The organism is Lactiplantibacillus sp. YT640 (assembly GCF_049745435.1).
Taxonomy (GTDB): Bacteria; Bacillota; Bacilli; order Lactobacillales; family Lactobacillaceae; genus Lactiplantibacillus; species Lactiplantibacillus plantarum.
Window position 1 is genome coordinate 1 of record NZ_JBMNVY010000029.1, and the last position, 24,334, is coordinate 24,334.

16 protein-coding genes and 1 pseudogene are annotated in these 24,334 nt (G+C 40.2%); 2 read left to right on the forward strand and 15 right to left on the reverse strand.

Going from position 1 to position 24,334, the window contains the following annotated elements:
* Positions 1 to 428: 428 nt before the first annotated feature.
* The 7 genes and pseudogenes from ACOV1R_RS13175 to pglZ form a co-directional block, all read right to left on the reverse strand.
* A pseudogene (locus ACOV1R_RS13175) lies at positions 429 to 995 on the reverse strand (IS3 family transposase); the annotation flags it as partial.
* Entirely contained in the window at positions 974 to 1,183 is a 210-nt protein-coding gene (locus tag ACOV1R_RS13180; protein ID WP_077727009.1) for an IS3 family transposase, read from the reverse strand. The pseudogene ACOV1R_RS13175 and the gene ACOV1R_RS13180, both read right to left, overlap by 22 nt.
* 229 nt (positions 1,184 to 1,412) lie before the next feature.
* Complete coding sequence (locus tag ACOV1R_RS13185; protein WP_225914134.1) at positions 1,413 to 1,532, reverse strand: helix-turn-helix domain-containing protein; 120 nt, start codon at positions 1,530 to 1,532, stop codon at positions 1,413 to 1,415.
* A 51-nt stretch (positions 1,533 to 1,583) separates the two neighbouring features.
* Positions 1,584 to 1,775, reverse strand: coding sequence for a helix-turn-helix domain-containing protein (locus ACOV1R_RS13190; RefSeq protein ID WP_021355871.1), 192 nt, complete (start codon positions 1,773 to 1,775; stop codon positions 1,584 to 1,586).
* Between the two features lie 35 nt (positions 1,776 to 1,810).
* A complete protein-coding gene (locus tag ACOV1R_RS13195) occupies positions 1,811 to 2,146 on the reverse strand; it encodes a hypothetical protein (RefSeq protein WP_053267331.1) in 336 nt (111 codons plus the stop codon).
* Between the two features lie 411 nt (positions 2,147 to 2,557).
* A complete protein-coding gene (locus ACOV1R_RS13200; protein ID WP_047672916.1) occupies positions 2,558 to 5,092 on the reverse strand; it encodes a M1 family metallopeptidase in 2,535 nt (844 codons plus the stop codon).
* Between the two features lie 122 nt (positions 5,093 to 5,214).
* Positions 5,215 to 7,731 carry a BREX-1 system phosphatase PglZ type A gene (gene pglZ / locus ACOV1R_RS13205; protein ID WP_053267332.1) on the reverse strand — a complete coding sequence of 839 codons (2,517 nt, stop codon included), beginning with the start codon at positions 7,729 to 7,731 and terminating at the stop codon, positions 5,215 to 5,217.
* 112 nt (positions 7,732 to 7,843) lie between these two features.
* Here pglZ and pglX (ACOV1R_RS13210) point away from each other — a divergent pair, with 112 nt between their 5' ends.
* Together pglX (ACOV1R_RS13210) and ACOV1R_RS13215 are read left to right on the forward strand one after the other, a co-directional pair.
* A complete protein-coding gene (gene pglX, locus ACOV1R_RS13210; protein WP_257900535.1) occupies positions 7,844 to 10,027 on the forward strand; it encodes a BREX-1 system adenine-specific DNA-methyltransferase PglX in 2,184 nt (727 codons plus the stop codon).
* Complete coding sequence (locus tag ACOV1R_RS13215) at positions 10,027 to 11,115, forward strand: tyrosine-type recombinase/integrase (RefSeq protein ID WP_053267334.1); 1,089 nt, start codon at positions 10,027 to 10,029, stop codon at positions 11,113 to 11,115. Before pglX (ACOV1R_RS13210) ends, ACOV1R_RS13215 begins: the two co-directional genes overlap by 1 nt.
* A gap of 57 nt (positions 11,116 to 11,172) precedes the next feature.
* On the opposite strand, the gene pglX (ACOV1R_RS13220) is transcribed toward ACOV1R_RS13215, so the two are convergent.
* The 8 genes from pglX (ACOV1R_RS13220) to ACOV1R_RS13255 all read right to left on the reverse strand — a co-directional run bounded on the left by pglX (ACOV1R_RS13220) (position 11,173) and on the right by ACOV1R_RS13255 (position 24,145).
* On the reverse strand, positions 11,173 to 14,724 hold the full coding sequence (gene pglX / locus ACOV1R_RS13220) for a BREX-1 system adenine-specific DNA-methyltransferase PglX (RefSeq protein ID WP_217203316.1): 3,552 nt from the start codon (positions 14,722 to 14,724) through the stop codon (positions 11,173 to 11,175).
* A gap of 24 nt (positions 14,725 to 14,748) precedes the next feature.
* Positions 14,749 to 18,399, reverse strand: a complete 3,651-nt coding sequence (gene brxC / locus ACOV1R_RS13225) for a BREX system P-loop protein BrxC (RefSeq protein ID WP_097558087.1) — start codon at positions 18,397 to 18,399, stop codon at positions 14,749 to 14,751.
* 34 nt (positions 18,400 to 18,433) lie between these two features.
* On the reverse strand, positions 18,434 to 19,015 hold the full coding sequence (locus tag ACOV1R_RS13230; RefSeq protein ID WP_021357610.1) for a DUF1788 domain-containing protein: 582 nt from the start codon (positions 19,013 to 19,015) through the stop codon (positions 18,434 to 18,436).
* 2 nt (positions 19,016 to 19,017) lie between these two features.
* Positions 19,018 to 19,611: a DUF1819 family protein gene (locus ACOV1R_RS13235; protein WP_027822945.1), complete on the reverse strand. Its 594-nt coding sequence runs from the start codon at positions 19,609 to 19,611 to the stop codon at positions 19,018 to 19,020.
* A gap of 202 nt (positions 19,612 to 19,813) precedes the next feature.
* A complete protein-coding gene (locus ACOV1R_RS13240; RefSeq protein ID WP_164906265.1) occupies positions 19,814 to 21,403 on the reverse strand; it encodes an alpha-rhamnosidase in 1,590 nt (529 codons plus the stop codon).
* Positions 21,404 to 21,508: 105 nt separating this feature from the next.
* A complete protein-coding gene (locus tag ACOV1R_RS13245; RefSeq protein WP_015825253.1) occupies positions 21,509 to 21,841 on the reverse strand; it encodes a PTS lactose/cellobiose transporter subunit IIA in 333 nt (110 codons plus the stop codon).
* Between the two features lie 361 nt (positions 21,842 to 22,202).
* Positions 22,203 to 23,213, reverse strand: a complete 1,011-nt coding sequence (locus ACOV1R_RS13250; RefSeq protein ID WP_054519261.1) for a DUF4767 domain-containing protein — start codon at positions 23,211 to 23,213, stop codon at positions 22,203 to 22,205.
* A 131-nt stretch (positions 23,214 to 23,344) separates the two neighbouring features.
* A complete protein-coding gene (locus ACOV1R_RS13255; RefSeq protein ID WP_053267339.1) occupies positions 23,345 to 24,145 on the reverse strand; it encodes a fumarylacetoacetate hydrolase family protein in 801 nt (266 codons plus the stop codon).
* Positions 24,146 to 24,334: the final 189 nt, after the last annotated feature.

A 24,334-nucleotide genomic window follows, 5' to 3' on the forward strand; every position in this document is an offset into this window, starting at 1 on the left:
TATTTGGTTGGAATTAGCTACTACCATTGTAAGTGATTGCTTTGGGCTTTTTAATTTCTGTTCGGATTAATTATAGAATTTGCCTAACACAATAATTATCTCCATTCGAATCTGAAAACAGTCATCATCAACGCCTTGACATTAACAAAATCTCAGAAAAGATTCAACTGAGCTTGTTCGTCGTTTGCACAGAAAAAGCACTTTAAACAGTAAATAGGTCAACTAAAATTTTTTTATCTCCAGAAGCTAGTAGTCACGATTTTAGTGACGGAAGGGTTTCCCCCTATGATTTTGTCATAATATTATTCCTGAAAAAAAGTCCGTCATATCTTAATTTCTAAATTGGATATACTCCGCCATAGGTACACAGATTTAATAACAAAAAATCTGTGTACCTTGAAGTGAACCCTTAAACTTGGACAACTTTATTAAGCTGCTTTCTGGGCGGTAAGTTCCCGATATTTTACCGGGGACTTACCGCCCAGTTTTGTTTTGATACGACGGTGATTATAGAAATCTATCCATTCAGTCATAGCTTTGATAAGTGCTACTTTGGTCTCAAACTGCTCATCTATAACTTCGACTTTCATGATGTAAAAGAACGATTCCATGGCGGCGTTACCGAGACAAGTCGCTTTACGAGACATACTTTGAAATGCACGATGGTCTTTAAGCACGATTTGCCAGTGATGATGCTGGTATTGAAATCCTTGGTCAGTATGAACGGTGGTGCGATAATCTAACACCGGTATCTGATTTAAGGCTTCTTTTAGAGGCTTTACGGCGAATTCAACGGTGGGGTGATTACTAATATTGAAAGCTAAAACTTCTCCGTTGAAGAGATCTAAAATTGGTTCTAAATAGACCCGCTCGTCTTGACTTTTGTTTCCGTATCGAAATTCACTAACATCGGCGACCAACTTCTGGTAAGGTCGATCTGTTTTGAAGCGCCGTTTAAGCCGATTAGGTGCGATCACACCAACGGTTCCTTTATAAGAATTATATTTCGCTTCTGGCGATTAAAAGCTCGACATAACCAGTCATGCTCCCGCATGATACGTAAGACCCGCTTGTGATTGATTTTAAAGCCGTAATCATGTAAAACATCAGTTATTCGTCGGTATCCATATTTACGAGTGTACTTCGGATCTTGTTGACGAAGCTCGTCAATGGCCTGAATAATTTGTGAATCGTCTAAGTCACGGCCACGATGTTCCTTAGCGTACTAATACGTGCTGCGAAGAATATGAACCGCTTTAAGAACTAGTTTGATGGAAACTTGAAACTCCGGCCTTAACTCGTCTACTAGTTCAATGAGTTCGTGTATTTTGACTTCTTTCGTGCTAAGGAATCGAGTTTTTTTAAGAATTCATTTTCAATTTTTTACATTTGATTCTCTTGTTTCAACTGTTTCAATTCTGCGGCTGGGGTCGGTGTTTTCGCTCAAGTCCCGCAATCCCAGATTTCTTGAAACGTCTTTCCCATTGCCAAATAGTACTTGGCGATGATAGGTCAAAGTGTAGTGCAGTCACTGGAAGCGAAGCTCGATTTTGTGTCTTCCAGTTTAATACATCGACTTTAAACTAACTAGAATATTCTTGAGACATTGACCGATCTTTCAGACCTTTAATGCCTCGCCGCTCAAACCGATGAACCCAATCCAGAATGATTGAATGCGTGCTAATGCCATACGCTCTGGCTAAAGCTGTTGAACCTTTACCAGACAAATATTCAGTAACGACCTTTATGCGAAAATCTAAATTAAATTTAGTCATAGTAAAACCCCTAAGATTGGATGTAGTGTCCAACCTTAGGGGTTCACTTTATGTTCAGCGTTTAAAGAATGGAAAGGCGATGCTTTGAACACCGCAGAATTTTCAATTTCTGATTTTTCCGGGAAAATCTCAGGCCTTTTTTTCCTAAGCGTTTGCCAGACTCCTTCAAGCACATTTTCAAACTGATCCGACATAAAGTATTTTCGCTGCGGATTTGAGCGTCGATTATTCAATTGAGTAACACTCTCCGCACTTAATAAATACACCATCAATTTATTTTCAATGTCGAGCGTTAGGAATTTGTTAAAATAATAGTCCCCAATTACAATCATCTGTGAATTATGACTCTCATTTAATGCTTTCCAATCCATCCGTGACTTTACAGTATCTTTTAAATGTTGTCGTGTTCTTCTACTTATGTCGTTAGTTTCTCCAACATAAACTTTGAACTTAGGGTCATTACTACTGCGGCCAGAAACCTAATTTATCATAAATTAAATAGACTGTCGGATATTCAAATATCAGCTCTCTATTCTGCATATCTCTATGTAGGCTAACATTATAACCAGTATTTTATATGGAACAATTTCTACAACCGGCTCAATGTCGCCAATGTTTTCTTCAATTTTGTTGTATCGCATATCTTCATCCTCGTGTTAAAAAATCTATCTGGCTTTATTATACATGAAAGATCAAGGGACAAAAGAGCTTACAACACAAACTAAAAAGGTAGCCCGCGCTGAAACGTCCAGCACCGAACCACCTTTATAACGAATATTAACTTATTTTACAACTTCCGCGACCGCCGCATTCACCGCATCACGTTCATCCTCAACTAAGGCAACGCGACTGGCGATTACCTTCGTATCCATCTTAATTTCACGCGTTAAACCAGGCGTATTGATTTTTGGTTCAAAGAACGCCTTGAATTCTGCTAAACGTTCAGCCGTATGGAAGACCCGGGAAATGACGGTGATGTAAGTGGTAAATTCCATGTCACCACCAACCGTGGCTTCCAACCATGACCATTCGTCGCGAATCCAATCCCAAGCTGCTTGTTCACCAGCTGGATTAGCCAAGACGCCGCGGAACCAGGCCCGCAAGTCTTGTGGCTTAATCGTATCCGCATCTTCAAACTTCACAACTAACTGTTTGATTAATTCGGGGTCCGTAGTTGCGGTCAATGCGTCACAAATGTCAGCCTTGTAACTAGCATCGGCTGTCTGCCGTGACGCCGTCAATAAACTATCGAATAAGTCCTTACTACCAAAGTTCTTGACTTCATTCCGTAAAATGAAGACCCGCACATCGGCTGGTAAGGTCGCTAACTTATCACGGTTACCTTCGAATAATTCATGGGCAGCCAATACGGCCGCGCTATTCTTGGCGTACAAAGCCGCACTCAAGACGTATGGCCGCGTCAACTGATCATCGTTGGATTCACCAGCTTGTGGCAACCACCCTAACCGTTTAACCTGAGCGGCACTCAATTGGTCAAATAACGTTTGTAAATGCTTTTCTTCATCAGAATCTGGCGTAACAAACTTACGTAAGTTACCCGCAACTTGGTACAACGCTGCGTTAACGACCGTTGAATGGCTGGCTGCAAACCGACTTAATAATGGCACAACGGCTGCGTATGAGATTTGACGACCTTCTGCTAATAAGCGTAAGTCTTGTAACAACTGTAACTGGTCAATAGCCGTTAAGTCATCAACATGCGCTAGAATATCATCCAATAACGTTTGGTCATACTTGACGATGAAGTGGGAGTTATTCCCAACGTTCAAGCGGAATGGTTGCCCACTCGCATCACGTAATTTGGCATAATCGCCGACCGTCACAGCTTGGTCCTTCATAATCGCCGGTGCCGCCTCATAGTTGCTATTCAATGGAATCTGCCATTGACGACCGACTTCTTCACCTTCACCGATGAAGAACTGTTGTTGTGACAAGGTCAACTGACCGTCAACAACCGCTGCCGTGACCACTGGATAGCCAGGTTGTTCCAGCCATGAATGCATGATGTCCCCAACTTGCATCCCAGAAGCATCCGCTAAGGCGTTCCACAAGTCATCACCTTTGGCATTACCATATTTATGATTGATAAAGTACTGCTTCAAACCTGCTCGTAAGGCATCATCACCAACTAAGGCCCGTGCCATTACTAACATCCGCGCACCCTTAGCGTAGACAATCGCACCGTCAAAAATCGAGTCGATTTCGGCCGGATCTTCCACCTGAACGTGGACTGACTGAACCCCATCCGTGGCATCCCGTTGAAGCGCCATTGATGCTTCGGACGTTTGGAAAGTTTCCCAAATATGCCAGTCTGGTTCTAAGGCATCCGTCGCCACATATTCCATCATGTTGGCGAAACTTTCATTTAACCAGAGGTCATCCCACCACTTCATCGTAACCAAATCACCGAACCATTGATGGGCAAGTTCATGGGCAATCACCGTGGCGACCCGTTGTTTCGTTTCGAGGGCCGTGTTGTCAGGATCTAATAGTAAGTAGGCTTCCCGATAAGTAACTAAGCCCCAGTTTTCCATCGCACCAGCTGAGAAGTCTGGTAAGGCCAATTGCCATGAGTGTGGCAATGGATATGGCGTCTGATAAAAATCTTCATAAAATTCGATTGAGCGCTTAGCAATGTCCAAAGCAAAGTCGAGCTCGTTAGCCTTGTGGGCCTTAGTACCGAAAACACCGATGGTCACGCCACTCTTGGTCTTCGTCTGCTTGCCTTGTAATTCACCAAAGGCAAACGCAATCAAGTAAGTCGACATCCGCACCGTGGTTTCAAAGTAATGCACCCCATCGGCTTCATGATCTTCGGGCATGTTGCTTAAGATTGTTTCACCATCATGTTCATCGTACTTGATGGCAAGATCAAAAGTCGCTTTAGCTTCTGGTTCATCGACACACGGAAAGGCTTGCCGGGCCGCGGTCGTTTCAAACTGCGTCCCGATTAGTTCTTTCTTCACACCGTTGACTTCGTAATATGATGGGTAGATACCCATCATCGTGTCCGTCAATTTGGCGCTGTACGTAATCGTCAAAGTTGTTTGACCGGCCTTGGCAAGTTCAATTCGAATTCCTTGAATCGCATCATCCACAGTAAAGGGCACGTCCGCACCATCGGCTTGGACACCAGCAATGGTCAAACCATTCTGATGAATCAGCACTTCCTGCGCCTTAGCATCCCCGGTAATCGTTGACTTCCCCGAAATCAGCTTATCCGCCCGGTTAATATTGATATAAAGATCGTAATGTTCTGGTTGAAATGTTTCGTAAAAATGAGTTGTGGTTGCCATATTATTCTCCTCGTTTTTTAAGAATATATTCATTATACGACAATTATCACTTTAATGCCGTATTCACGTTGCCAAGACAAATAAAAAAGTGTTGGCTCTTACCAACACTTTTCATGAAGCACTTAGCCCCGATCGTCTACAATATCAATTCGATAGTGAACTCGATTTTGTGCACCACTTTCGATATTTTCAATAACTAAGTCATACACTTGATTGCGATCATACGGCTGATCCACTAAGGTGAGATTGGCTCGCCATATTCTCTTTTCAACTTGGGTATCCTTACTATTTGCATTAATCAGGATTTGCCCTGAAATTTGATGATTATTTTTATCCACAAAGTATAGTTTAAAGGCAGCTGGTGTTACTTTAGAACTAATTGGTTCGGTTTGCATAATACTTAACGGTACCTCTAATGAGGTTACTCTCAAATTAGAATTATTAATTTGTAAGGTTACCTCATGTGCTGTCGATTTTTTACTGGTTGTGCGTACTTCCAGTAACGGGACCACCATTTCTTCCAATGATGATCCTCCATGTGCATAATTATCACCACCATTAGCCTTAAATACGTTAGCCGTAGTCGGATAATAAACATACCGTGAATCTTGATTTTCTAAAATATTAGCTAGGGCTTGACGTTCAACACCCGGTACCTTGATGTCACGTTCAGAAACTAAATAACGTGGTGATTTCCAATCCTCCGCAACCGTTTTAACTTCAATTTTGTCGATATCAGCAATCTTTTCATCACGATATTGATACCCGTGATCTGCAGTAATATAAACATGATTAATACTGTTAGTTCTTAATCGCCAGATTAATTCTTGCAATTCGTTAATCGCATTTTTAGCTGCAGTGGCAGTTTCATCTTCGGTTCCTTTATTCTCTGCTGTAGTATCAATCTGATTGTGATAAATATAGATTACTTCTTGATTGACAAACATGGATCGAAGTTCATCACGTGACTTACCTTGCAAATCCTTAAAACGATATGCCGTGCTTTTAGGGTTTGCTTGGCGCAATATTGCTTGGCGTTGTTCGATATTACTTGCAGGCTGACCATCAACGGTTACCCGGCGCTCTTCAGCCTGTAATGCTAAGTTGTGATGCGGTAGCAAAGCCGGCATACCCATATAGGTAACGGATGGCAAACCACTAATTAGAAAATGCATCTGCATATCCGTAACTTGATCCTCTTGCTTTAGTTTTCCTTGTAATTCCTTTCCAACTTCAAAACGAAATGAATCAGAGATAATAACTACAATTCGATTTTGTTCGTTACGAATATACTGATTATAAAAATTTCGTTGCAAAAGTTGTGGCGCAATTTGCTGATAATTTAAACTCTGATTCCAGCTAATATTGAACTTGGATAACAGATCAACATAAATTTGTTCTACCAATCGTTTTAATCGCATATAGTAATCTGGATAACCAGCAATACGATATTCATAAACAAAGTGACGATAATTCATATCAATATAATAACCACCATTAGTATACTCATCAACCATTGCGTTGAACCCATTTGCGGGCCGATTGTGACGAGCTTGGATAACTTGCCATGCACTTCTGACCATCAAGTACAAATGATTGGTATTATGTGAGCGGCCATAGTGCATTTCTCGACGTTTCTTAGTCAATTTACCAATACTTAAACCGTCAACTAGAACTTCATCATTTTCCAGCAACAATTGCTCTTGAATCCAGTTCAAAATTCTTCGATCAAATTCCGGGAAAACATCGCTATTTGCAAGATCATCAATATCAAGTTGATCAAAAAATTTATTTACTTTAATATTCTCCCAAACATGCCGTGCAATCTGATCATAATCATCACGATGCTGATTGTAGGCTTCAGCGCTAAATTGTTGCATAAACGTTTGGACATTGGCCGCCCGAGCACTCAAATTATAACGATTATCAGTTGCCGTTGGGAGTCCCATTTGTTGAAAGGCCATAGTGACATACATTCCAGACGCCAGTGTTAATAAATCTGGCTGATCAGACTGAAATCCAAATTGATCACTGACTATTCTCCAAAAATCATTGATGACGTGATATTTTTCAAATTCATTTAAGTACTTGTTATCCGTCAATCCAGCCTTAAGAATCAGTCTTAATACCGCAAAGAAATCTACTAACGGCTGATCCAGTCGAACGATTGCCGCCATAATTGCAACTGTTGGTTCTGACTGATAACTGTGCAAGTCATACTTCATGAACCGTGCACGGCGTTCCTTACTTCCAAAAAATGCTGTATATCTTTTTACAAATGAATACATATTCTCAGGCAATTGCAGTTCTTTACGCAAAATTTCTGGTGCATCCGCTCTGAATATCTCAGAGTACAGCACCATATCGCGTAAATGGTTTTCATCTAATGGCGGTTGTGGTTGCGGCGAGTAAATTAAAAACTTTTCGCTCGTGCCCGCCCCCAATAACCGCAACTTTGTTTTTAATTGGTGTCCCATCCTTAACTCAACTACAGTGGCGACACCCGCTAGTGCTCCGGTCAAGTCGCGGACACTATCCTCAAATTCGCCCTGGTCGTCGTACCAAAAAATGAATTGATGGCCCGCCTTAAATTTACTTTTTAACGTTGTCACAACTTGATCAATATTTACGTCAGCCATAATTACTCCTCATTTCAAAAAATTCACCACCCTTATCATACCGTATTCCCCGCTAAAACTCACATTATAATAAATTCAATAATCGTTCACTCCAAACTATCATGACGGCATTATTCAGCATCTAATTAACGATATTGATGAAGCCGATTTCGATGTTACTCGTGGTGGTCAGGTTGAAATTATTGGGTGGCTGTATCAGTACTATAATACTGAACCAAAAGAAGTAGCATTCAAAAAGCGTAAATACGCTGAAACTGATATTCCTGCGGTGACCCAACTATTTACGCCGGATTGGATTGTCAAGTATATGGTTGAAAACTCGTTGGGCCGTTATTGGATTGATGTTTTACATGCTAGAAATGATTCGCGATCAGAAGTAGAAATAGCACAGGCTTATCATTGGCAATATTACATGCCCGAATCTCAGCAAAACGAACAAGTATCTCTAAAGATTATAGAGGCACAAAAAGAGCTTACTAAAGTGAAACTCGAGGATATTACTTTAGTGGATGCAGCAATGGGCTCTGGTCACGTGCTAGTTTACGCGTTTGATGTTTTTTTACAGCTGTATGAGTCAGAAGGTTATTCAAAGAGAGACGCTACCGAAAATATTATTCAGTATAATCTGTATGGTTTTGACATTGATACTCGAGCATTCCAACTATCATACTTTGCTTTATCTATGAAAGCGCGTGAATATAATCGGCGTTTCTTAACATTGGAATTAAGTCCAAACGTTTTTGATATCCCAGAATATACAGATTTGTCGGTACAGGATTTTGAAGATTTAATTACTACGGACCAGCAGTCTTCAGATATCACGCGTTTATTAAACGCCTTTCATGATGGCAATAGTTACGGCTCCTTAATTCATTTTACTGACCCCATTGATTTTCTCGAAATTGAATCAATTATTGATACAAAACCCGGAGAACATCAATTATCTTTTGAAAGTATTGAATTAGAAGAGAAAAAACATAAGCTAAAAGAAATTATTACAGTCTCGAAACTTTTATGTCGCAAATATACAGTAGGGGTCATGAATCCACCATACATGGGTTCAGGAAAAATGAATGATGTTCTTAGTAAATACGTAAAACGACATTTTACTGCTGGAAAAGCAGATTTGTTTGCTGCTTTCATGGAACGACTGCGAATGTTTGTGAGTGCCAATGGCTACTATGCGATGATTACACAACATGCATGGATGTTTCTCTCTAGCTTCGAGAAGCTTAGACAATCGTTAACACAAGATACACTAATTAATATGGCTCATTTAGGAACTCGAGCATTTGAAGAAATCGGTGGCGAAGTTGTGCAATCGACAGCTTTTGTACTGAAAAAGCAAAACTTAACTGAATATGTGGGTACGTATGAACGTCTAATTGATTTTAATTCTCAGGATAAGAAAGAAACGGCATACTTAGCAGCCGTTCGAGATCAAACGGTAGACTACCTTTATCGAACTAATCAAGCGAACTTCAAGAAGATTCCGGGAAGTCCAATTGCTTATTGGGTAAGTAATCAGCTGTTACATGATTTCTTAGTAGGAATACCCCTTAAGAATATTTCTCCCGCACAGCGTGGGCTGACAACTGGAAATAATAATCTATTTATTCATGACTGGTGGGAAGTTCTATTCAATCATGTTGATGTAAGCCGGTCTTGGAGGAAAAATCAAACGTCTAAGAAAAAATGGTTTCCGTATAATAAAGGCGGAAAGAACCACAAATGGTTCGGCAATCGTGAGCTTATTGTTAACTACTACAATTCTGGTCAGGAAATAGCTGAGTTTGGCAAAATTAACAAAAACTCTTTTGGATTTCAGGGAAAAGATTACTACTTTCACAGCGGTATAACTTGGAGTGCATTGACTAGTGCTTCTAATACGTTCAGGTATAGTCCTCAAGGTAGTATATTTGATTCTAACAAAGGGCCAATGCTTTTCTCAAATGATGATAGCACAATATTTTCTCTGCTAGGATTTTTGAACTCAAAAGTAACTACTCTAATTACTAAGGTTTTAAATCCAACATTGTCTTTACAGAATGGTGATATGGACAAGCTACCGATAAAAAAAGAAATATTCGATCAAAATATTGAACATGTCGTTAGAATAAATGTTTTATTAGCCCAAAGTGATTGGAATGAATATGAAAATTCATGGGATTTCAAAGTTCATCCACTTCTATTGCACATCGCTGACGATAACCTATCAATATGGTATTATTCAGTGGTATTGACCAATCGCGGTGCCAAAAATGTGCCAATATTTCGGCTTTGGGGGGTAAAATAATGGTTAGTTATCAAAAACGAGGCAATGTTTGGCAATACGAAATCTCATATAAAGATGCAGACGGAAAGTATAAAAAGCTCCGAAAGTCCGGTTTTACAAGGAAATCTGACGCTATCTTGGCTGCCAGCAAGATTCAATCGGAACATCCTAATTTGAAAACCGCGAAGGCGGGTAGCGAATCACTAGTCAGTTACTACGAGCGATGGATTAAGACTTATAAGCAGAATGCAGTATCATCTATTACTTACAACAAATACCAAAACACTGCTAAACATGCGCGAAAGTTATTTGGTAGCTTAAAACTAAAAGAGTTAACTAAATTAACTTATCAAGAAAAACTCAATGAGTTTGCAAAAACACATGCACGTCGAACCGTTTCTTGTTTACACAAGCAATTGCGCGCATGTATTTTAGAAGCAATGGATGAACACATCATTGCTTCTGATCCTACACGCAAAGCTGTTATTACTGGCCGATCACTGCCAAAAATGTCCAAAACGCTAAATTACAATGATTGGGCTAAATTGATTACGCACTTGGATACCAATCAAATTGATGAAATGACTATCTATCTAGCTGCAGTAACAGGCATGCGTTATGGGGAAATAGTTGGTCTAACAATCAATGACTTGGACTTACAAGCCGGTATTATCAATATTAATAAAACTTGGGATTACAAATACAAGACGGGGTTTATGAAAACAAAAACGTCAACCTCCAATCGTAAGGTTTCAATCGATAACACAACCATCCATCGATTAAGTCACTATCTTTCAATCCACCATTTTGAACAAGATCAGCCTATTTTAATGGATAAGAATCATCACGTTTTAGTCAGTGCGGAAATCAATAATGCGCTAACAGCAAAACTACGAGTTCTGTCTATCCCAAGAATTACGTTCCATGGATTGCGCCATACCCATGCCTCTATACTCTTATACCGTGGTGTCAGTGTTCTATCTGTGTCCAGACGTCTAGGTCACAGCAACATCACCACTACTCAGTCTACCTATTTACACATCATTAAAGAGTTAGAGTCCCAGGATAAGAATAAGATTATATCCATTCTAAATGACACATTAAAATAATTGGCACTTTTTTGGCACAAAAGGAGCTCTCCGGCAAAGAAAGCTCCTTTATTATGACTATAATTTACTCAAAATTTTGTTTCCATCTTGTAACTTTTCATAGTTGACTAATACACCATCGTCTAAGTCAAGATTAATACGCTGGTCGGCAACATGTCGAACAATTGGATCATATTGCTTCAATTCTTTTAATTGTTGTGTGACATGTTTTAGTTTTTTCTCTAATTGCTTCTTAGTTTTAGTAACACTCTCATCTTGAACCCATTGCTGTAATTTCTCAATACGTTCTTCATAACGACTTTGTAACGGGTACATATAGTCAGTACGCATCATGGCTAATTCGCCCTCATCATAACGATGTAAGTACATCAATGCCTTCAGGCCATTCTGCTTTCCACTGTTGAATTCCCAATAGATTGGCCGCTTCTGATACCCCTTCTTATGATCTTTAAAGAAGTCATCCACAAAATATTTACGAATGGCTTGCTCAGAATTATCAGCTTTTTTACCAATTACATGAGCAATGTAATCCATGTTTTCTTGAACATGCTCTTCTCCAAAAGTTACTGCTAAGAAGGTTCTGAATCGATTCATGATATCACGATCATCGTCAAAATATCGGTCATCGTTTAACAACAACAAGTTGTCTTTATTTGGCACAAATTTCTGATATTTATCAGTATTCCACTCACCACCCGCATAGGCAAGTCCAAGAGTGTCTAACGAATATCTGCCGAACACAAGTCCAATAAAATACGATAACAAGGATTTAATATCACGTTCCTCATCTGCCCGACGCACGGAAACCTCTTTATCTTCAACTTCCGGCGTTAATTCATCGTTCAAACCGTACAAATCAATAAAAATTCGATTTAATTCTTCTTCATTTGCCTTTAATTGATCAAACCGCTCTTGTGCTTCAGTCTTCCAGATAGCAAAAGCATTTTCTAGCCGTCCACCGACTTCTGTTTGCTTATCGTCAGCGATGTGTGATAGAAGGGGATGGCGAATAAAGTCCCATGATTCTTCAAATGAATTCCAATCATTTTGGGTGATTTCAATAGCTACTTGTACTTGTTTATACACAGAAATCTTAGAATTAATGACTGGAAAATTTGCAAAGTTTCCAGTCTGTAAGTGTATTGTTGGATTTAAAATTTTGAAAATGTAATTAGTTACTTTTGCATTTAAAAGCCCCAATAGAGATAGTAGGTCCGTTTGTTTTTCTAATTTAAATGCAGATTTCCCAACGACATCAAAAATACTTCCTGGTGTTCTATACCTTGCACTGAAGTCTCCACTAGTTATATCAGACCAAGTAATGGATTCTTGAAAATAAAATCTAGGATTACGGACAACTGATCTGGCATTCCCATTTTCCCACGTGAACTCCTTTATCATTTTTCCATTATCTTGCCAATTTACCACATAATCATAATTACCAAACCATTTTCGATACGAACCACCTTTATTATACGGAAACCACCTTTTCCCTGATAGAGTTGATTCAGAGATGGTATTTGCACTATAACAGATGTTCTGATTTCCAACTTCATACCAGAAGCGTAAAAATATTTTGTTATCCCCAGTCTGTAGTCCTACTTTGGGAACTACGATATTTTCCATACGTTTTCCAACTTCAAAATCGTGGATAAGATTTTTACTAGCCCAATAAGCAATCGGACTTCCCGGAATTTTTTTGAAGTTCGCTTGATTAGTTCGATAAAGGTAGTCAATATCAGGATTTGCGATTGCTTCTAACACCTTATCTCTCTGAACATTCATACCGCCTTTAAAAGCTGAAAGCTTGATGTAAGTCCCATTACTACCATTTGGCACATTTTTTAATACAAATGTATTGATTGGAACAGTGGCTTCCTCAAATGCTGAGTACTCCATTTGAATCAGGCTAGAAATCTCCTTATTGGCCACTAAATAACTACGCAGTTTCTCATATGTCTTAATAAACATCCAAACAAATGGCGTCATATAGGCAGCATAACCGCCAATTTTAACTAAATTGATATTGTTGAATATAAAGACAGAGAAGAGATCCCCTGAGTAATCAGCATAGTTTTTCTTCACATATTTTTTCATGTCTGGATCGAACTTGTTCAAGTACGGTGGATTTGTTACGGCCACATCATATTTAGTAGACATAATTTCGCCGATGGTTAATACTTTTAATACGATCTTTTTCGATTGATTCATACCAAAGATATCCAACGCGTCCGTGTGCATATCTTCCACGTTTTCTCGCAACTTTGTCCAATTAAACGTTTTGTCAAACTTGATAATTGAACCTAGTTCTCCGGCGTTACTAAAGAGCTCAATAATTTGTTTTATATCATCTGCATATTCACCCGATAAGGCATCCAAAAACTCAGGTGAGACCGTGTCCGTATCTTCAAAAACGTGGACATTTAGTTTAACTTTTTCAGGCTGCAAGGCACGCCGATTGTATTGTCGTGCTTTCATCATTAAAGCAAAATATGCCAACTGATAGGCACGTTTATCAATTTCCAAACCGTATAAGTTGTTTTGTACGATGGATAAGGCTGCATCACGACTTGAGTATCCCTGTTCCGCATACATTTTCATAAAGACATCGAACGCATATACCAGAATGTGGCCTGACCCCATCGCATTGTCGATAAGACGCATATCTTCGAGATTCTCACTAGAATCAACTGTCTGAATCTCTCCAGGAAGCAAATAATCCAAATTTGATTTCAAATCACTGTTAGGATGACGTTCAAGCCAGTACTTTCCTAATGAGTTATCAACCATATAACGAACGACCCAATCTGTGGTAAATAACTGAGTTGCGGCAGGAATTTCGTTTTTGGTAACGGCTCCCCCAGTGATATTCACTGCATAATCATGTGGTTCAGTATTATAGTACTGATACAGCCATCCAATAATTTCAACCTGACCACCACGAGTAACGTCAAAATCGACCTCATCAATATCGTTAATTAGATGCTGAATAACGCCGTCATGATAGTTTGGAGTGAACAATAATTCTGCATAATCGTTAGTTTTTTCGAATAAATGTGGTAGATTTGCATTTAAAGCGTTGGCTTGCTTAATAAATAGCATCCGATATTTGGCGTCCATGTCAACTGTGGCTTCAGTTTCCGAAGCATGTACCATAATTGCTTGCTCCTCGTTGCTAAAAGCACCAAGATACGGCACTAAATCGGCTTCGCTTCGCAACATAATATCTGGTTCATTGCGACCTGATGAACTAGACAATACTCGGATCCGACTCGGCAAATAACCATTAACTTCCATAAACCGAATCGCAATTAGGCGATTGAACCAAGTATACGCAACCTCTTCGACTAACTCATTGTAGGCCGTCTCATAATCGGTTGCCTTCTCACGCTCATGTAATTCTACAACTAGTTTTTGGCGCTTAACAATGTTTGAACCAGTGATTGGGTTGCGGTCATCCACATAATACTCAATTTCAGACGTAGACGTTTCCAACTTGTCGGAAATTTGTTCCTCAGTAATTCCCAACACTTTCATTTGTAATTTGATAGCCGCAATTAGTTTCCGTCGCGATTCAATTGCAAAATTTTTAATGGCTGTTTTGTCCATTTGTAATTCCTTTCAACTTGACTATTAAAGATCAATCTTCAATTCATCAACATTATCCAACTGAGCAATTAATACTTTTCGTAATTGTGCCAATTGCTCGTCAACATCTTTGGCACTAGTTACCTGCCATGAACGGTTAACTGGCAAATTTTTAAGACTAACATGCTTCGTTGTCGGTACTAGAGGCGTTACCGTTGTTGAAGTGACCGTTGGAGTTTGATCCTCATTTGTATTTGTTTCATCTTTATCCACTTGTTTCTGTGCACGTTGTAATGCAGCTTGTTTTCTCTCAATTTCAACGATTTCTTCATCAATGCGCGTCTGTAAATTATCCTTCTTAACGGAAGCCTTAGATTTAATTACGACCAATTCATCCAAATTACGAGCTGCTTGTGCTTCTTGAATAAATTGTTCGAAAGCTTGATTGATGGTCGTTTCAAACTGACCAATTAAGCCATTATTCTTTGCGTAATTCAAAGCTGCTTGCCATTCAATATTGACATTCGCTTTAATATCCGCTTCAGTTTTATCAAACTCTTCACTATACGCGCTATTAAATTCTTCATTAAGACTGTTCAATTCATTTAACCGATCAGCCTTGTTTGCATCAATTCGGGCTTTAATTTGCTTATAGATCTTACCAACCTCAGCCCCACTAATAAATGAACTAGACTTCTCATAGATATCAATCTTAGAAAGTGCATCTTTCCAGATCTTCTCTTGAGTCGGATTATTGTAAAAATCGATCAACCCATAGTCATACATATCATCGGACCAATCTAAGAAGTCATCTTGATGCTTAAATAATTTATCGTAAAATTGGTCCGTATCAGTCTGGCTAATTAAGCTATTCATCAGTTGTAAACCATTCTCTAAAACGTTTCTTCCCGGATAACGCGTAGATAGCCGCACGAACTCATTGAGTGCATCTCGCTCTTTAATCATACTTTGACGTAAATTGTTAACTAACGTATCATCTTCATCGTCATCAAAGCTCTGCCGGTTGAAGACGTCCTTAGCCACCGCTTTTAACGCTTGGCGTTTTTCTTCCGAAACGGCGACACGTGGAACAAATTGCATCTTATCAACATACTGTTTCTTCACAAAATAGTTTGCTAGTTCAACTGGCTTAGTGGTATCTTCCATGTTGATTAGTGCATTGTTAACATATACCTTAATCCGATTATCAGCAAAAAGTTTGGCCACCATCCACTTAATGTCGATATCACGGTATCCATATGGCTCTACTCCAAAACGATCCAGAATCGACTTATAAGCCACTTTACCGTGAGAACCGTTATCAGCATCCTGAACAATTCGATTCATGACAGCTTCCACCGCTTGTTTATTTTCATCAGGAGTAATTAACTCTTGATTGAATAGTGCAACAATATCTTTCTCCGACTTAACCGCCGTGATATAGCTTAAGTTACGGTAAATTTCGTCAACTAGATGTTCCTGTGCCGTATTTAAACGTTGTCCAAAACTCTTGCTTCCTGCTTCTAGCAGTTCACCGCCGACATAAATATCAGCATCTTCCAGTGCATCTTCCAAATCCACATGAACTTTTTCAATCAGGCTTACTCGCTCAGCACGCTTAACATCAATAATATTGTTAGATCGAGCATCCTTTGCGTAAGCACCTGGATCCATTACAAATTTTTGAATTTTCAATGCTTGTGATAAATTATGGGTGTAATCATCACGTCTAGGCATATCAATAATAATTTGTGGTTCACTAGGGGATAACGCGATTCGTCTTAATTCAGTTTCATCACGATTAGTATTACTTTCAGGAGTGTTCAGTTTTAGGCTTAACGTATTGTTGGCCAACCCCAATGGCTGATCATCAACGAACTGATTGAAATTAAACGTATACTGCTTGTTTAGCTTGGGATAAGTAAATTTCCGCTCAATTTTTTTCGCACCGAATAGGTAATTCCCGATTTCACGAGAGACTTCTCCTGGCTCCACATCCTGTTTTGAAATTGATCGACTAATCTCCTGCTCAGCGTTAGTTAAAAACTCAAACCCTTTAGTCGTCTCTTCAATGAAGTTTTGATTCGTTAACTCAGTCAAGGCTTCTTTAACCCGTTTTTCCAATTCAACCCGGTCGGTATCAATTGAATCAATCATCAACGTGACAACGTTATTCAGAGTAGCATTAAAATTATCTACATACTTCACCATGAACAGTGTTTCCAAAACCTGCACGGCAAATGGGTGTTCAACACCATCTGGATTAACACGTTCATTCTTAATCGCACGTTGAATCACAATCATGTGCGTGTGGTCCAAGAATTGATCTAGGCCCTGGAAGAAAATACTAAACGGAACTAACGCCCGCACGTCTTCATTTTCAATCCGTTGTGCTGATTCTTGAAAAACTGCTAGCATTGAACGTTCACCGTTTGCTAAGTGCTTACCGTCAGAACCGTTTTCCCGAATGGCAGTCAACGTATCTTGTAATAAATTATACTGATACGGTACAAATGGATAAACATCCGCAAAGTTTTCTGCACTTTGGTAATGGTCTCGCGTAATATCCGACTCAAATGTCATCAAGTTGTTGATGGCATGTTGATCATCTGAATACGTCCGCATCAGGGCCCGTTCACTTTCCGGCGTCTTGACTAATAATCGCTTATTAATTACTTCATCAACGTTCGCTGACGACATTGCGATTCGAGTATTAAAACGACCCTGAATTTTCGAGAAATCTTGTCCATTAATATGGTCCGTTACTTGATCAATTGCTTGTTGACTAGTCACAATTACCCAGGCTTTCCCATGGGTATATGTTCCCAAATCTTCAACAACACTTTGTAAATTCAACATTCGTTGCTGACTGTCACCAATATATTGACCAATCTCATCGACTAAAAACACAAGATGATAATCTGGATCTGCTTGTTTCTCAATATATTCATTAACCCGTTGGGCAAAATCCTCTACACTGAGTGGGTATTCCGTTTTAAGCTGCTCGATAAAGCCATCAGCATTTTCTTCAGTCATTTCGCCGACAGCTACGAGTGCTTCTTTGATTGTATTTTTAAAAAATGCGAACCCATTTCGAGCCTTTTGCCAAGTTCTACCTTTATCATCTAATTCTTGGAACTTAGCTTGAAACGCCTCATACTTGTCATCATTAATCAAATTGCGTTCCATGTCGGCAATCCAAAAGTCAACGCCTATCAAACCAATTTTTTCATTAAAAACTTGCCAGAAAACATTTAAAATGGCATCTTTTTGTGATTTACTACCATTCTTAGCTTTTGAATCAATATTAAATAGTATCGTTTCATTATGTACTGAAGTTGCCAATTGAATCGCATCAACAGTCTCTTGGCTTCTGATCTTATTATCATCTAAAAAATAGTCAATTGCTGGCTTGCCGGCAACATTCCGGTTTTCCAACATATAAGCTAAAATCTTTAAAAAGTGAGATTTCCCTGAACCAAAGAAACCTGAAATCCAGACTCCCATCTCCGAAGTATCATGATTAATACTGGCAACGTATGCTTTAAAAAAATCATGGAAATGCTTTTGTAATTCGTGTGTGACAACATATTCTTCTAGTTCCTGTTTTACATTAGCATCTTGTTCATCACCAATGGTAATAACACCTTTAATATTACGATCAATTGGCTTAGCGAATATATCTTTAATCTTCATTATTTTGCCCCCTCAAGGCCTTGAAAAAGTAATTCTAATTTATTTGAAAAGCACGATAATAGTTATCTTCCTTAGTTTCCCCGAACATACTAAGACTTAAACTATTATATTCACCTGGGTAGAATAAAATAACGGGTACCGATGATATGATTTGGTGCATCGTATTCAGTATTTTATGTGCCCGAATTAATGGAAAAATTTCACCAATTCCGGTTAAAAAAATCACCGAGTTTTGGCTTTCTAAATGTTTTTCCATATACTTAACAAAAAGATTTTCTGAATCTGTCATCTTGAGTACATTATTTAACTGCTCAGTCAGGTACTCAATGCCTTCATTTTCCTCCATGTCAAAAACATTCTGTCTAATACCAATTTCATCCAGTAATTTCCACATAATTTGATATACATTGAACTCAACAATATCAACACCAACTGAGGCTTGATTAAATCTACGTTCCATTTTATCAATAGCCTCCCGAACGATTGGCTTGTCCTGTGGTGCATAGCCTAGAATATAATACGAAACTTCGTTAGACAGTCCCCGACTTTCTTGAAAATCCTGATTCATAATTTTTTTCTGTAAATGCGCTAACTTCGTACTTGTGCTAACGATCATACTCACCTCCCTAAAAGCACGGCTAAATTGCGATGAGCGTGCTTAGCTTGTAACAAATCTTCTAATCTCAAATCTAGCATCGGCCGATTAACTTCGTCATAATCGCCACGATCCTTGAGCAACTCTGCTTCGCGACAAAATGTTTTAAAAATTCCCGCTAATCGTTCCACGGTCTCCTCTGTCCAGTCTGCAATTTGCGCATTTTCAACCCGTTTCCGGTTAAAAAAATCCTCAATCTCATAATCATGTAAACGCGCATCGCCTAATAGCAATTCACCACGATAAACCTCATACATAAATTCGTTAAAAAGGCGATTCATGTTCATAATTGAAATAAGATTAACCAATTTTTGATTACCGATATCTAAACTTGGAAATAAAACAAAATAATCCTGGTCTAAAGTAACCAAACGTTTCTTTAGTACCTTCAAGAGATCTTGAGTTCGCGCAGCCGTCTTCTGTTTAAAATAATTATCTTCTTCTGCTTTAGCTCTAATATCATCTTCACTGTAGCCAGCATTAAGTAATTCAATATATGCTTGAAATTCAGCAAACCAAAAAGAATGTGAAACCATTGTTGCACTATATTTTGGCATTCAATTCCACTCCCAATTATCAACCATTGATTTGTCAACAATATTCCCAACTATATAAAAGTATATCATATGCATAGCTAATAAAAATTAGGAGTTCGACGATTCCCAAAAGGATTCATCAAGCTCCTAATCTTTAATGTAATTGACTTTTATGGTCTAGAGATACTACTCAACTTAAACAACTCGGCTCAAGATATTTCCACTACGTATCTGATAAATATGTTCGTAGCAAGTATGCGGGATAACAGCTCCAGCCAAAACAATAACTATTTAGTAATATCGATCCATATGGTGAATAATTGGCATCAGTTTGATCAAAGACTTCCCAAAAAGTATCCGCACCGTTAGCCACCATTGCACCCCAATACTGCCGAATTATATCAATTGCCACTTTAGTCTGACCATTTTGCAACAACACTTCAGCCAACAACGCTTCCGTACTTGGTGTAACTGCGGTATTGGTGAAGTCAAAATCATGCAATAGCTGTTGCAACGCACGTTGTTGCTCATTCGATGGTAATACATTGGCTAGTAGCAGCTGAATCTGAGCCAGTAAATTTACTTCCTGGTTCGGCCCACTAATAAATACATCTTTATCACTATCATAGAATTCTTTAATTGTCGCAATTTTCAAATCTTCTATCCAAGCTTGTATTTCATTAACGTCCGGGTCCTTCCACTGTAATGCGAGTTTCAAAAAAGCTTTCATCGCCTGGACCAAAATACCTTGAACTGCGGCCTCCTTGTTACAATTGGTTGACCAATCAACAAAAACATCGGCACGTTGTCCCACCGTTAATCCTGTGGTTAATTGCACTTTAATAAATTCGAATGACCGCTTAACTACCGGATATAAATCATTTAATACTACTCGATCCCTGGTAGCGTCAATATATTCTGCTACGGCCATAATGAACTGCAGTTGATAATCAAACCAATACAAGTCATCCGCAACTGGTATTTTAGTTCGTGTTAGGATGTCTGCTGGCAAACGGCCCTCTTGATCTGAGAACGCCCCAAATAAATACAAACATCTTCTTGCCAGGTTCATGTGCTTAAAAGTAACGTAATCAACTTTGGCCTGCATTCGAAAATCTAACAACCACAAACGACGATCTCTTTTTGTGCCATCCTCAAAAACTGTCTGCATAGTATTTCGCAAAGTCTCTAAACAAACCTGGTCAATTTTATACAGTTCCGGCGGGTCATTGCTGAATGGCTGTACAGCTTGTTTCAATACTGCACTAGCCGCTCGAAACTCCGCATCCGCCAACACCGGCTGCCACTTTAGCGACTGACCCACCGGTTCCAACATGATGTAGCGACAGCTATAGCGGCGTTCGAACTGGACCGTGGTCGGCAATAATTCAACGTGGCACGTGTCGTCTTGAATCCAGGCTGTGGGCAACCAACTGGTCACGCGACTAGCATCGACACTTAACTCTTGCAACTGTTCGGCAAACCTTGTCCGCATCAGTAACGGCGCGTCCATTGGCGAACCGGCCACGTCAATGGCAACTTGAAAATGGCCGACGTATAGCGCTCCCAAATCATAAATCAAACGTTCATGCTTATGTAGCGCAATTGCACCGGTGACTGGTTGCCACGTAGCTGTCGCTAAGGTAGCCTGATTGATCTTGGTGACCACCAAATAACGGCGTGGCTGAATGGTACGGGTAGTTAGTGGTACTGATATACTTGCCTTTGTCAGTAATTTAGGATTGGCAGTAAAACATTGGTCAGTAAGCTTATGAAACTTGTGATCATCTTCATTACTAAAAGTAACTGTCATTTTTTAACCCCATCTCTATCCGTCTAAGTTGCTACCGAATACCATCTTCCAAAATCTAATCATGAACCAGTACGCGACCTTTCACTCGTCAGCTTAACGTTCGTATTAAGCCGCTTCTGGCTCCCAGCGTTCAAAAGCGCCAATCAGATTCTCAGTCATCTGTAACTCGCCCATCACGTTGACTAGTGCCGACTGGGCATTCATAAAGAGTGTCGAGTGCACAAACCGTTGAGCCTTGGCATTCTCGATCAGTCGGCGTACCTGTAACCGCTGGGCCGTTAGCAATTCAGTTTCGGCCTGACGTAATTTTTCACGCGCCGCCTCGTAGCGATAGGCCGCAATCTCGGCTAAGGCAGCCGCAATCATTGACCGGGCGCTGCCGATTTTCAAAATCATCGTCATCGTAAGGTTGAGCGTGTGTTCCATATTTTTCTGCATGTCTACACCTTTTTTCTTTAGATTTCCTACTCTTTGACCAATCGTACACACTTGTGTTGACGGTAATCTTCATCGTCGCGCCATTCCCCCAAATGACAGCAATCATGATCGACAATCAGCTTTAAAATGTCGTGCCGTTCACATGAATGCGCCGGCCGTTAGATGTCTTGACACCGTTAACTTATGTCATAGTATAGCATTATTTTCAGAAAACAATTCCGACTTTTTCAATATATACATAAACTTTACAAAATGAAAACCGGGGCAATTTACGTGCATTTGTCCCGGCTTTTATATTAATATTATATTTTCACAGTGATTAATTTATCCCTGCCCGCACTACCGATCATGACACCCTTAATTAATCTAATGAGTCAGCGGCCGGACTGGTCTTTGATTCATCCCCATATTGCCAGTCACGCATTTGATTTGCCGCGGCTGCTGAAGGATAGGCGTTATTATCGAACCAGGCCCCCGCACCACTAGCATTCATTAAGATTGGAATTTGGCGGCCATCAAAATAATGATAACGCACGTATTCAAAGTTACCGGCCCCAGCAGTCTGCTCGGCCCCCATAATATGAATCCATTTTTGTCCCTCAGCTGCCACATAAGATAGCTTCAACCCGTCGGTATCATTTTGCGTCATCGAATTAATCTTGTGATCGTACTTATTATAGTAATACCAAGTCCCCTGATAACCTTGAGGCCATTGATTAGCCTTCGCATCACGACTCATGTTCACGTTCAGTGAACTATCTGTCAGCGTCGTCGGTCGACTGCCCGTAATGATCTTAGCAAAGCCGGCTTGCAAAGCACTGTTCTGCGTATCATGAATGATCAACTCGTCCCCGTTGGTCGTCTGAGTCACAAAGACGACTGGTCGCCGATGATGGAGGCAAAAGAAGTACGTGTTTGGATATTGTGCTTCCGCCTTACCACCCGTTGCGACCGCCACCACTTGAAATTCACTACGATCTTCGCCGTCTTTGGACCACTTGAGATCCACTGACTGCGAGCCCCACTTGATTCGGCCTGCTAAGCTACCATTAAGCAAAGCATTGGGAAAGCGAAAGCCTAAATGATCCGGGGCCTTGTCATCATACGTCCCGACATAGGTCTGGCCCATCTCGCGTTGCCACGAGGCCATAAATGTCGATAAGGCTGCTTCCTTGCCCGTATTCCACAAGGTTGCCTCAGCCGGTGATGAAGAATCACTGCTAGCGGTATTTTTTTGGCTAGCGGCCTGCTTTGCCGCTACCTTGGTTGACGTTGCTTTTTGACTCGTCTTGGGCGCTGACGACTTGGGCGACGTCGCGCATCCCGCTAATAATAAACTTCCTAATAATAATCCGACCCACACCTTTTTCATGTTGCTCCTCACCGGTCCCGTACCGGTATCCCCCTATTCAATAATTACTTTTGTGGTACCAAAAAAAGTCGGCATTGTGCTGGGCGTTACAATATAAATCTTCACCCATCTCACTTACCGACTATGGCTATTTACTTAATCGTGATATTTAACGTCCCTAAATGTGTAATCTGACCGCACAGTTGATCGCCGGCTTGCAAAAAGACTTGGGGATTGCGACCAACGCCGGTTCCACTAGGCGTCCCGGTAAAAATCAAATCACCTGGTTGTAACTCACAGACCGTCGACAAGTAGTGCACCAAATCCGGTACCTTGAAGATCAGTTGGCTCAACGACGCTTGCTGCATCGTCTGACCATTGACGGTGGTCGTGATCACCTCATCGTCTAAGTTAGCTAATTCATCGACGGTCGTTAACCACGGCCCAACTGGTGCGTAATTTTCAAACGATTTACCCATTGAAAACTGGGGATTATCATTCTCGAACTGAACGGCTCGATCAGATAAGTCTTCACCAACCATCACTCCGGCCACGTGCGCCATTGCATCAGCCGTCGCAATATCGCGCCCACCCTTGCCAATCATCACGACTAGCTCGGTTTCCCAGTCGGTCTCAGGGCCATGCGTCGCCACGGTCACGTTCGCTGGTGCCAGTGAACTACTAAACTTCGTAAAAATACTTGGAACCTTCGGCAGCGTAATGTGGATCTCCGCCGAATGGTCGCGGTAGTTCATCCCCACCGCAAAAATCTGTTGCGGGGCCGTGATTGGTGCCGCTAATTCTTGCGGCGCAAACGTTTCAAGCGAGCCAAGTTTCCGGTCCGCTGCTGGCATATGTAGCGCTTCCAAAACTGTCTTCGCATTTAAAACTATTTGTCCATGCTGTTCATCCGTAATGATAAACGGTCGGTTGGCCCGCATGCCAATTTTCATATTAATCACCTCATTGATATTATTGTACACTCATCTCATGAATCATAACAATAATGATAGTTGCGTGACGGTCATTCCGGACAATCTTCATGAACATTCAAACGCAATTGGTAGATTGTAAAATTAATCCGAACGCTGTTCGGACAAAAAAGATCAGCTTCCTTTAAAATGGTGTTTACCACAAACCCA